Annotated in this window: 12 protein-coding genes and 1 pseudogene; 4 read left to right on the top strand and 9 right to left on the bottom strand. The window is 61.6% G+C overall.

Annotated features, from left to right (window positions below):
- Positions 1–25: 25 nt before the first annotated feature.
- From AYM40_RS24195 to AYM40_RS24185, 4 genes and pseudogenes are all read right to left on the bottom strand, one after another.
- Positions 26–346, bottom strand: coding sequence for a type II toxin-antitoxin system PemK/MazF family toxin (locus AYM40_RS24195; protein ID WP_063498749.1), 321 nt, complete (start codon positions 344–346; stop codon positions 26–28).
- Complete coding sequence (locus AYM40_RS24190; protein ID WP_063498748.1) at positions 340–588, bottom strand: AbrB/MazE/SpoVT family DNA-binding domain-containing protein; 249 nt, start codon at positions 586–588, stop codon at positions 340–342. Before AYM40_RS24190 ends, AYM40_RS24195 begins: the two co-directional genes overlap by 7 nt.
- A gap of 160 nt (positions 589–748) precedes the next feature.
- Positions 749–997 (bottom strand): annotated as a pseudogene (locus tag AYM40_RS40585) (sugar ABC transporter permease YjfF); the annotation flags it as partial.
- Between the two features lie 236 nt (positions 998–1,233).
- Entirely contained in the window at positions 1,234–1,833 is a 600-nt protein-coding gene (locus AYM40_RS24185; RefSeq protein WP_063500659.1) for an alpha-ketoglutarate-dependent dioxygenase AlkB family protein, read from the bottom strand.
- 143 nt (positions 1,834–1,976) lie between these two features.
- Between AYM40_RS24185 and AYM40_RS24180 the strand changes: the two genes are divergently transcribed.
- A complete protein-coding gene (locus tag AYM40_RS24180) occupies positions 1,977–2,561 on the top strand; it encodes a malonic semialdehyde reductase (protein WP_063498747.1) in 585 nt (194 codons plus the stop codon).
- A gap of 25 nt (positions 2,562–2,586) precedes the next feature.
- Here the strand turns inward: AYM40_RS24180 and AYM40_RS24175 are convergent, their stop codons facing one another.
- Positions 2,587–2,916, bottom strand: a complete 330-nt coding sequence (locus AYM40_RS24175) for a hypothetical protein (RefSeq protein WP_063498746.1) — start codon at positions 2,914–2,916, stop codon at positions 2,587–2,589.
- A gap of 367 nt (positions 2,917–3,283) precedes the next feature.
- On the opposite strand from AYM40_RS24175, the gene AYM40_RS24170 reads away from it, so the two are divergent.
- Positions 3,284–4,447, top strand: a complete 1,164-nt coding sequence (locus tag AYM40_RS24170) for a metallophosphoesterase (protein WP_063498745.1) — start codon at positions 3,284–3,286, stop codon at positions 4,445–4,447.
- A gap of 127 nt (positions 4,448–4,574) precedes the next feature.
- Here the strand turns inward: AYM40_RS24170 and AYM40_RS24165 are convergent, their stop codons facing one another.
- On the bottom strand, positions 4,575–5,099 hold the full coding sequence (locus tag AYM40_RS24165) for a hypothetical protein (RefSeq protein WP_063498744.1): 525 nt from the start codon (positions 5,097–5,099) through the stop codon (positions 4,575–4,577).
- Between the two features lie 451 nt (positions 5,100–5,550).
- On the opposite strand from AYM40_RS24165, the gene AYM40_RS24160 reads away from it, so the two are divergent.
- Positions 5,551–6,258 carry an MgtC/SapB family protein gene (locus AYM40_RS24160; protein WP_063498743.1) on the top strand — a complete coding sequence of 236 codons (708 nt, stop codon included), beginning with the start codon at positions 5,551–5,553 and terminating at the stop codon, positions 6,256–6,258.
- A 162-nt stretch (positions 6,259–6,420) separates the two neighbouring features.
- Positions 6,421–6,675 (top strand): GlsB/YeaQ/YmgE family stress response membrane protein, encoded by a 255-nt coding sequence (locus AYM40_RS24155; protein WP_063498742.1) that lies wholly within the window; start codon positions 6,421–6,423, stop codon positions 6,673–6,675.
- 65 nt (positions 6,676–6,740) lie between these two features.
- On the opposite strand, the gene AYM40_RS24150 is transcribed toward AYM40_RS24155, so the two are convergent.
- From AYM40_RS24150 to AYM40_RS24140, 3 genes are all read right to left on the bottom strand, one after another.
- Positions 6,741–8,255, bottom strand: a complete 1,515-nt coding sequence (locus tag AYM40_RS24150; protein WP_063498741.1) for an acetyl-CoA hydrolase/transferase family protein — start codon at positions 8,253–8,255, stop codon at positions 6,741–6,743.
- 208 nt (positions 8,256–8,463) lie between these two features.
- On the bottom strand, positions 8,464–8,679 hold the full coding sequence (locus tag AYM40_RS24145; RefSeq protein ID WP_063498740.1) for a hypothetical protein: 216 nt from the start codon (positions 8,677–8,679) through the stop codon (positions 8,464–8,466).
- 171 nt (positions 8,680–8,850) lie between these two features.
- Positions 8,851–11,016 carry an FUSC family protein gene (locus AYM40_RS24140; protein WP_063498739.1) on the bottom strand — a complete coding sequence of 722 codons (2,166 nt, stop codon included), beginning with the start codon at positions 11,014–11,016 and terminating at the stop codon, positions 8,851–8,853.
- Between the last annotated feature and the right edge of the window lie 31 nt (positions 11,017–11,047).

The raw sequence follows: 11,047 nt of genomic DNA, 5'->3' as shown, positions 1-11,047 counted from the left end.
GTTCAGCCGACGCACGCTTTATTGCTCACTCAACGAAGATTTCCTGCAAGGTCGACAACGCATTCGAAAGCGCCGCATCCGACACTGCGCCGGCTCGCTTTACGAGCCGCGTCTTGTCAACCGTGCGAATCTGGTCGAGCAGAATCAAACCTTTCTTGCGCAAGAACGTGAGTGGAACACGAAAAGGCGCCGCGCGACCGGCAGTGCTCATGGGCGCCACAATCACAGTGCGCAGGTGATCGTGCAATTCGGCCGGCGACACAACCACGCAAGGACGCGTTTTCTGAATCTCGCTGCCAACGGTTGGATCCAGCGCGACCAGCCAGACGTCGCCGCGCGCTACCACTCGAGCCCCGCGTCATCGGCGTTGGGAAATTCGCCCATCACCAGTGCGTCATCTTTCGATGCTGCCAACGAACGGCTTGCGTCCGCCCATCCCGCACGCGCTTTTTTCTGCGGACGCCTTATCACCAGAGCGTTTCCTTCAACTTGCATATCCACTTCGTCCTCCAGCCCAAGTTGGGTCAAGATCGGTTTCGGAATCAGTACACCATGGGAATTACCCATTCTGCGGATGGTTGTTTTCATGGCTGAACCTGAAGTGGAATCCTAAGCGGTCGAGGCAATAAAGTAAACACAATGTTATTACAGTGTAGCACGGCAAATGGCATAAGACGAATGACGTATTTTTGTGTGCTCGTTGCCCGCCTGCCGCGCTACCGCGCGTTCGCGCTATAACGCCTGCTCCGGCGCGTCCGATCGCATGTGAGTCGGACGCCGCCGCTTCGCCCCGCCCGCGCTCACGGCCTGGCGCCACAACAGCGCCGCTGCCGCCGGAACCTCGCACCGATCTTGCATGCCGCTCGATCAGCCGTTGCAGCAAGCAGAACGCGCACAGCAGGGCGCCGATCGCAATGCGGGTCCACCATGAACTGAGCGTGCCATCGAAGGTAATCAGTGTCTGAATCGTGCCCAGAATGCCGACGCCGGACAGCGCGCAAAACAACAGGACGGTGACGGCAATCGGTAGCGTGCGCGGATAGACGATATGGGCCGAGGCTGCGAGATTCGCTCGAGCACGGACGGCGATGGAGCGCGACGTTGGAGAGGCTTTTTTATGCGCTTAGGTTCTCGACATGGCTTCGGGCAGGCAGCGACCGGCTTTCGGGCTTTCGGGCTTTCGGGCGCCAGGTTTCGGCTCAGGAGCAAAGCGGCCGATGGCGAGCCCGCAAGCTAGCGGGCTGCCGCGCGCGGCGTCACCCAGCGAAACGTCAGATTGATTCGCTCGCCCGCCACGCGTGGCTCTTTCGGCACACGATGCCGCCAGTCGGCCTGCGTGTTGCCTCTCATCACAAGCAAGCTGCCGCCCTTCAGCGAAAACGACTGCACGACGCCAGTCCTGTTGTGCCGCAAGTCGAAAGTGCGCGCGGCGCCCAGGCTGATCGACGCAATCACCGGCCGCACGCCGAGCTCCGGCTCGCGATCCGCGTGCCACCCCATGCTGTCCATGCCGCTGCGATAGCGGTTGATCAGCACGCTGTTAAAGCGCGCGTGGCAGCTTGCCTCCGCCGCGGCTCGCAGTTCCGCGACGATCGGGGTCCATGGTTGCGGTACGTTGCGAATGCCGGAGTAGACGTAGACCGCGTCCGGTTCGCCCTGCCAGGCGGTCAGCCGCGGCAGCGGCACACGGCCGGCAGGCGTGCCCATCATGTCTTGACGCCATTCCACTTCGCCGATGAGTTGAGCCAAAGCGCGCGCCGCGGCCTCGGGCACCAGCCACTCGGGATACCAGTCGACGTCGGGCGCCGGAAGGTCATCGAAAAGGTCCGTCATAAGATTGCCCGAATGCGATTGCGCGCGCGATACGTGCGCGAGTGAGAACCTAGCTATTATGGCGGCAACGACGACGACGCTCACGCCTGCGGCTTGCGCTGTCATCCGTTTTTTTCACTCTGCTACTTCAACGGGTTTCCACCATGATTCTTTCCGATCAGGCTCTCGATCAGCTCTTTCGCGAAGCGCGCACCCATAACGGCTGGCAGGCCAAACCGGTCGACGACGCCGTGCTCAAGCAACTCACCGAGCTCGTACTGCTCGGGCCGACCTCGGCCAATTCGAGCCCCGGCCGCTTCGTCTACGTGAAAACGGCCGAAGGCAAAGAGAAGCTGCGTCCGGCCTTGTCGCCAGGCAATCTCGAGAAGACGATGGCGGCGCCGGTCACGGTGATCGTCGGAATGGACATGGCGTTTTACGAGCATCTGCCGAAACTGTTTCCGCATGCCGACGCGCGCAGCTGGTTTGCGGGCAACGACAAGGCGATCGCGGATACGGCCTTTCGCAATTCGACGCTGCAAGGCGGCTATCTGATTCTCGCGGCCCGCGCGCTCGGTCTGGACACGGGTGCGATGTCGGGATTCGACGCCGCCAAGGTCGACGAGGCTTTCTTCGCCGGCACGACCGTGAAGTCGAACTTCCTGATCAATCTGGGCTACGGCGACCCGGCGAAACTGTTCCCGCGCAGCCCGCGCTTCACCTTCGACGAAGCCGCCCGGATCGCCTGACAGAGCTTTGGCCGCGCCGGTGCGGTTATCCGAAGAGCGCCACGTAGAACACTACCGCGCCGATCACCGCGCCGACAAAGCAGAAGCCTTCCTCGGCGTCGTCGCCATTGGAGCGCAACCACGCGCCGACGGCGCCGAACAGCCCTGCGATGCCGAGCGCAACGCACACCATCACCACGTCGAATAACGCGCTTTTGCCCAGCTCGGAGAAGTCGATGTTGCGCACGCCGAAGTACAAGGCGAGCGCCATCAACGATATGCCCACCAGCGGCAGCATGACGTGGCTGCCCTCTCGTCCGACGTGATGTCCATGAAGTACGTGGCGTACGTGATTACCCGATCCAAGCAGTTTCATGATGCGCCTCCTGCCTCGCCCTCAACCGACGACAAAACGAACCGCCGCTGGGCCGCGATGGCCCTGAGACGACACGGTTCTATTTGAGAATAGTGCACACAAAACACCATTCAAAGCCCATTTAATTAGAGTGCCGCAGCAACTCGGACGGGGCATGCGGCAGCGGGAATTGCTGCAATGCGATATCCGCTTGCCGCGTCAAGCATGAACATGCTCGGCCGCCCCCGCGGGAGCACATCTGGCGCTGTCCACAACGGGGAGCACATCTCGGTAGAATGATCGGGCTCGCCCGCTATTTATGGTTGCACCTGGCGAGCTGCCGCCGTTGCTCCGCTCGTGTCGGCCCCTTCCCGCCTCGATCCTCTCTATGCGCCGCTCATCGTTTCTTGTTCGCTTCATTCTGATTGGCATCCTGCTGCATATCTACGTCGGCTTTCGTCTGATTCCCGACATGCCGGTCAATGCCACCGGCCGATGGCTGTGCGCGTTGTGGCTGGTGCTGTCGATCTTTCTGATCCCGCTCGGCATGCTGGCGCGCACCATCAAACAGCAGCCGCTCAGCGACCGCCTCGCGTGGGTCGGCCTGCTGGCGATGGGCTTCTTCTCGTCGCTGCTGGTTCTGACGTTCGTGCGCGACCTGGCGCTCGCCTCGCTGCTCACCGTCGATGCAATCTGGCCGAGCACGATTGCAATCGCGCACTGGCGCATCGGCTCGGCGGCAGCCGTCCCGTTGCTTGCGTTGCTCTCGACACTCGTCGGTCTGTTCAACGCCCGGCGCCGCGCCAGGGTGGTGACGATCGAGGTGCCGATCGACGATTTGCCGGCAGCGCTCGACGGCTTCACGATCGTCCAGATCAGCGACATCCACGTCGGCCCGACCATCAAAGGCCGTTATGTGGATGCGATCGTCGACGCGGTGAATCGTCTGAAGCCGGATCTGATTGCCGTTACCGGCGATGTGGTAGACGGCAGCGTGCCGCAACTGACCAGACACACGCAGCCCCTGTCGCGGCTCAGTGCGCGTCACGGCGCGTTCCTTGTGACCGGCAACCATGAGTATTACGCCGGCGCGAACGCCTGGATCGACGAATTCCGGCGCCTGGGATTGAACGTTCTGCTCAACGAGCATGTGATCGTGGAACACGACGGCGCGCGCGCCGTGATTGCCGGGGTGACTGATTACTCAGCGGGTCATCATGACCCGCTGCATCGCAGCGACCCGGTTGCGGCCCTCGCAGGTGCCCCTGGCGACGTGCTGATCAAAGTACTGCTCGCGCACCAGCCGCGTTCCGCCGAAGCAGCCGCAGCAGCAGGGTTTACGCTGCAGCTATCGGGCCACACGCACGGCGGCCAGTTCTTTCCGTGGAACTTCTTTGTGCGTTTGCAGCAGCCGTTCACAGCGGGTCTCGCGCGGCTGAACGGCTTGTGGGTCTACACGAGTCGCGGTACTGGCTATTGGGGACCGCCGAAGCGCCTGGGGGCGCCCTCGGAGATCACGCGATTGCGCCTCGTGCCTGGCGAGCCCGACTGAAGCGTCAAAGCACGCGCCAAACATCGCCGCACCGAAGTCATATTGGATTACGCCGCAATAAAAAACGCGGACGTCCATAAAGGACATCCGCGCCCCGGCGCTGATGCGCCGTTTCAGCTAGTCAGACTTACTGCGCAGGCGCCACGGCCACGCTGACCTGCGGTGCGTATGCCACCGACACTTGCATACCCGGCGTCACGCCGGCGACCTTTGCCGGCTCGCGGCCCTGGATATGAAACACCGCGCCATTCGAGCCCTTCAGGGCCATGATGCCGGACGCGTGGTCGATGGCCTGAACTTCGGCGCTCACGTTCTGCGCAGTGTTCTGCTGTACCGGTTGAGCAGCCGTACCGTGGCCGTCGGCACCACGCGTCACGCTGACCATGGCGTTGCGCATCATCCGGATGTGGACCTTGCCACCCTGCTTGATCTGCGCCAGGTTGCTCGTCTCAGTGATATTGAACGAGGCTTCGCCACCCTGTGCATCGAGCACGGTCACCGAATGTTTAGCCTGGTCGACCGACTTCACGACACCATCTGCCTGCAGCGTGCTGCTGCCTTCAAACGGCGCGGGCAGACCGGCGGCGAACGATACGAGCGGAGCAGCAGCAATCAACGCACCGGCAACGATGCCAAGAGCCTTATCTTTCATACATTCCTCAATTGGGTGAACAGCGGAAAAGAGACGGTGTCGAGCGGATCGGATGCGCCTGACATGGCACAAGGACAACCAAAAAGTTTCTGGGCGAAACCGTGAGATGTAAAACGCGGATAGAGCACCAAAACCGCACGACGTGTTTCGAAGTGTGCAAACAGTGTGTTTTCCGGGATGAACGCCGTCAATATTCGGAGTCCGTATTTATATAAGGAAAATTCCGATCTTGCCACGGGAAATTCCGCAAGCATCCCACACCGCACACCGCCGTCCTGTCTCGTCTCATCTCGGCTCGACGCCTGGCGCTTGCTCCACGACTTTTGCGCCGCGAACCCCGGCTCGCATGCCTCGTCACGCCTGAGCGCACCCGCGTTCCATCTTCGGATACGCGATGCTGTCACGCGTGGGGTTCATACTGTGCGAACACGCGCCTCAACCTTTCTTACCGATGACCATTGAATTCGTCTGGCGGCTCTTTGCCGCCTTCAGCTGCGGCGTCGCGATCGGCCTCGAACGGCAGATGCGCCAGCGCAACGCCGGCCTGCGCACCATCACGCTGGTCGCCAGCGGCGCGTGCCTGTTCGTCACGCTCGGCGTGCTGACCGGCAACGGCACCGCCGGCATCACGCAAATTGCCGCGTATGTCGTTTCTGGCGTCGGCTTTCTCGGCGGCGGTGTGATCATGCGCGACAAGGGCTCGATTCAGGGGATCAACACCGCCGCGACCTTATGGTGCTCGGCGGCGGTCGGTGTATTGTGCGGTGCGGGGCATTTCGGCCCGGCGCTCGCCGGCACCGCGGTCGTGCTGCTGACCAATACGGTACTGCGCGAAGTGAGCCGCGCCATCAACGCGGCGCCCGTTTCGGACGCCGACCTCGTGCGCGAGTATGTGCTGACGATTGTTTGCCGGGAGGCCGATGAGATTCACATTCGTACTGCGGTATCCAACTCGATGTATTCGACACCGCTGTCGTTCCAGAGCCTGACGAGCGAAGACGTCGAAGACGACTCGGGACGCATTCGCGTTACGGCAACATTAAAGCTGCATCCGAAAGATCAGCCGAAGCTCGAACAGATGGCGAGCCGCATCAGCATGGAAAAGAGCGTATCGAGCGTCAGCTGGACGGCCACAGATGCGGAGCCGACACCGGAGTGAGTCATCTTGTGTAAGCTCCCCATATTCGCGCGCATCGTCTACACTTAGCTTGCAATAGATTTAGACAATGTTAATTCCGCGTCCTGAATATGGACTGTCCCATAACCTTCGACTAAGCTCTGTCACCGTGATTTTTTCACACTCAACCATGGAGTCTCGAATATGGAACACGGCATCATTGCATGGCTCATCATCGGCGCGATCGCCGGCTGGCTGGCCGGCGTGCTCGTCAAGGGCGGCGGCTTCGGCCTGATCGTCGACATCATCGTCGGGATTGTCGGCGCATTCATCGGCGGCTGGCTTGCCGGTGTGCTGCACATTTCGCTCGGCGGCGGCTGGCTCGGTTCGATCATTACCGCTGTGATCGGCGCAGTCATTCTGCTGTTTCTTATCCGGCTCGTCCGGCGCGGCACCTGAGCGTAGCACCTGATGTCTTATGGCGTCAGGGGCGAGTGCCACCTGACGCCGGCTTTACCCGGTGTTTAGAGAGACGCATCCACTGCCGGCAACATCGAGCCGGTATCACGCAGCCGCGTATGCCAGGCGAAAGCCTGGTCCAACGAATGCGGCGTTTGCCCACCCCATTGCAAGGCGTCCCGATAGTAGTCGCGAAGCAGATCGCGATAGAGCGGATGCGCGCAGTTCTCGATGATCAGCGTAGCGCGTTCCCGCGGCGCCAGTCCGCGCAGATCGGCCAGACCCTGCTCCGTCACGACCACATCCACATCGTGTTCATTGTGATCGCAGTGCGGCACCATCGGCACCACGCTCGAAATACGGCCACCCTTCGCCATCGACTTCGTCGCGAAGATCGCGCATGACGCATTGCGCGCGAAATCGCCCGAGCCACCAATGCCGTTCATCATGTGCGTGCCGCCGACGTGCGTGGAATTCACATTGCCGTAAATGTCGAACTCCAATGCGGTATTCAACGCGATCAGACCGAGCCGGCGAATCACTTCAGGATGGTTGCTGACCTCCTGCGGACGCAGCACGAGGCGATCGCGATAGCGCTCGAGTTCGCCGAACACTTGCGCCTGACGCGCGGCCGACAACGTGATCGACGCACCCGAAGCAAACGTCACCTTGCCAGCGTCCATCAGATCGAAGGTCGAATCCTGCAGCACTTCTGAGTAAATTTCGAAGGCGTCGAAGGGCGAATCGACAAAGCCGGCCAGCACTGCATTGGCAATCGTGCCGATGCCTGCCTGCAAGGGCGGCAAGTGCCGTGGCATGCGTCCACGCGACACTTCGTGCTGGAAAAACTCAATCAGATGGCGTGCGATCAGCTCGGTTTCCGCATCCGCCGGCAGCACCGTGGACGGGCTGTCCGCCTTATCTGTGATCACTATCGCCGCGATTTTGTCGAGCGGGATCTCAATGGCCTGCGTGCCGACGCGGTCTTGTGGACGCACGATCGGCAGCGGTTCGCGATTCGGCCTGCGGCCCGGAATCCAGATGTCGTGCAGTCCCTCGAGGGCGAGCGGCTGGGCAAGATTGATTTCGACGATGACCTTGTCGGCGAGGATCGCGAAGCTGGCCGAGTTGCCGACTGACGTGCTCGGCACAATGCCGCCAGTCTCGGTGATCGCGGCGGCTTCGATAATCGCGATATCGAGTTTGCCGAGCTGATTGGCGCGCAACATCTCGACGGTTTCGGACAGATGCTGATCGACGAACATCACTTCGCCACGATTGATCGCTTCGCGCAGGGTCTTGTCGACCTGAAACGGCAAGCGGCGCGCCAACACATGCGCCTCGGTGAGCATGCGATCCACGTCATGACCGAGCGACGCGCCGGTCATCAACGTAATTTGCAGCGGCTTGCCTTCCTGACGGACCCGCTCGGCGAGCGCGATGGGAACAGCTTTGGCGTCGCCCGCGCGCGTAAAGCCGCTGGCACCGACGTGCATGCCGTCGTGAATCAGACGCGCCGCTTCGGCGGCTGAAGTGATTTTTCCGCGCAGCGCGGAGCAGCGAATCCGGTCTTGGTACATGAAACTGAGTCTCTCCATGGTCACTAGTTCAGTCTACCGATGCGCACTTCTGCGGTGTGTTTCGCTCAGTAGCCAGAGTGTCGCACCAGCCGCGGCGTCTCGTTGGAACGGCGTCTCGTTGGAACGGCGTCGCGGCCAGGCGTTTCGTCGCGCGCAAAATTCCCGCGACAGGTCCAGCAGGTACAGCAGGTGTTGCTCGTGGCGCTGCTTAGCTGCCGAAGTAGATATTGCAGAAGCTCACAGGTCCGACGCACTCTTCAGCCTGGACCTTCGGTGCGACGACGCGGTCTTGCGCGGCGACGTTGTTGGCGCGCGGTGCATTCGCTTGCGCGACCTGTTGTTCCGGAGCGGCCGGCGCCGTTTGCGCATGAGCGACAGCAGCAGACAAAGAGCAGACAACCAGGGCAATCTTCAACACGTTCATTTCGTTCTCCAATACTTACGATGGTTCCCCGTAGGAAGTCCCCTCGGGGGGACTGCGGGGCAGTGATCAAACTATATGACTGTCACCTGCGCAGATAAACGGGGCTAGACGGAAGTGATCTTTCCATCTGGCAGAAGGATCGAAGTGCACGCGGGATCCAACGTGCATGGGTCAACGCGCCTTGAATGGCGCGTCTTTGTCGAGCAACGCTGTGCGGATGAAGTGCAGGCAACTCAGGATGCGCTGCAGGTCGTGCCGCTTGTCGCGGTCGGCGTGAACGGTTGCCAGTACGTCCTGCGCGACCCACGTGGCCGAGCGCACGGATACGAGCGATCGTTCGAGAGCTCGCGCGTCGGGCCGCTTGAAAAGCCGCGCGAGGTCGTCGCAAGTCCGCACGAGGCTGCTGCTCCAGCGCGAATGAAGGGCTGGCGCGTAGCCGGCACGCGCCACTTCATTGCGCAGATCGATCATGGCGTGCCCTACTTCGAGGGTGACGAGCATCCAGCGCAAGGCATCACGGCGGTGTCGGGAACGCCGCGTCAGCAGCATGCGCAACTGCGAGGCGAGATCGTGAATGCTTGACTGAAAGCGCTGATTGAGTCCGGGCAGTTCGTCCATGCACGCAGACACGACTTGCGCGCGCAAATCACCCTCGATTCTCTCGATGAGCCACGGCATATCCGCGGGAAACACCACTGCGAAAACGATCGCTGCAAGCAATAGCGACGCCGTGATCGCTATACCGTTGTTGATCAGCAAATCGGGCGCATACGTGACGACGTTGTCCGGGCCGGCCAGCAGGCAGAAGAACACCGAAAAGCCGATTCCATACCCTGCCAGGAGCTTGCGCGACGCGATGAAGGCGCCGAGGGCAAGCACCGGGGCGAGCATCGCGCCAAGCAGCGGGAATCCGTCGACGTTGGGATACACGTAACACGTGAAAAGGTAGCCCGTCATGGTCGCCAGCACCGTACCGACTGCCATCTGCACGGCCATTTTCGATGCGTTCGGTGCAGTCGACGTCAACGCACAGGCCAGCGCCGCGCCGATTACCGCCATTCCGCCGCTGGGCCAGTCGGTGGCGATCCAGAACCAGCTGACGATCGCCATGACCGCCGCCGACCTCGCAAAGGTAAACGCGACGGCAAAGCCATTCGTCTTACTCACGTATCGCCCGGTGGTGCGCCGCTCGGCTTCCGGCTTGCGCCGCGCCAAAGACACGTAGGTCTCGGAGTAACGGATCCATTCGTCGACAAACCGATACAGTAATTCCGCGGCCGTATCGAAGTCCGCCAGCGATTCGGCAGGGGCGGCTTCCAGCGGTCGTCTCGTTTCGCGCACGCGCCTTGGCAAACTCGCCTGAAAGAGCCGCAAACCGGCGGCTACGCGCGATGCATCGGTGTTCGTGTCCTGGGTGGCCCCCAGCAGCCCCGACAGCTCGTGGAAGTACGGCGTGATGGCGTCGACTATCCGGCTCGGTCCGCCCAGGCGCAGACGTTTGAGCAACTGGTGCAGCGCATGCAGCCGCGTGCATACGTCCATGAACTCGCCGTTCAGACGGCCGAGATGCTGGCTGCGCGACCGCATAGCCGGATCTTCGAAGGCAGCAAATGTTCGCGTCGCCTCAAAGCCGACGATCTCGTCGACGAGGTTCGCAAAGCGCCGTTCAAACTCGCCACGCTCGATTCCTCGACCCAGCACGTCGGCAGCGAACGCAGTAATATTTGTATATCGAATGTGGAGCGCGCGCCGCAGTGCAAGGCTGGAACGCTGCGGCACGATCAGTGCGCTCACCGCGCTCGAACACACGATGCCGACCGCCACCTCCGCTGCGCGCGTGAGCGCCGCCAGGAACAGGTCGTGAGGTACCATGACATTCGGAATGCCGATCAGAACGGCGGTATAACCTGCCAGCACCAAGCCGTACCATCTGAAATGCCGATACCGAACCGCTGCCGCAATGCAGGCACTCACCCAGCCGATCATGCCGAGCATGTACAACTCGGGCTGCTGGACGAACAGCGCGCCGAGCACCAGTGCGGCGATCGTACCCACCACGGTACCGAGAATTCGATAGAAACTCTTGGCGAGCACCATGCCGCTGAACGGCTGCATCAGCACAAACACCGTGGTCATTGCGATTCGCGGCTGCTGGAGATCCAGCAACATGGCAATACCCAGCGCCAGCAGCCCCGCAGTGGCCGTCTTCAGCAGATGCAGCCAGATCAGACCATCGCTGCTCACCCAGTCGCGAATGGCCGGACTGAGCGTTGGCAACATGACGCTCCACTGCCGGTGGGAATCCGCCGTCGGTTTGATCGCATGTTGGCGTTTCATCAGAAAGCAACGCGTCCCGGTTTGTCGCTGA

It is taken from the genome of Paraburkholderia phytofirmans OLGA172, assembly GCF_001634365.1.
Taxonomy (GTDB): domain Bacteria; phylum Pseudomonadota; class Gammaproteobacteria; order Burkholderiales; family Burkholderiaceae; genus Paraburkholderia.
This window is presented reverse-complemented; position numbering and strand designations above follow the sequence as displayed.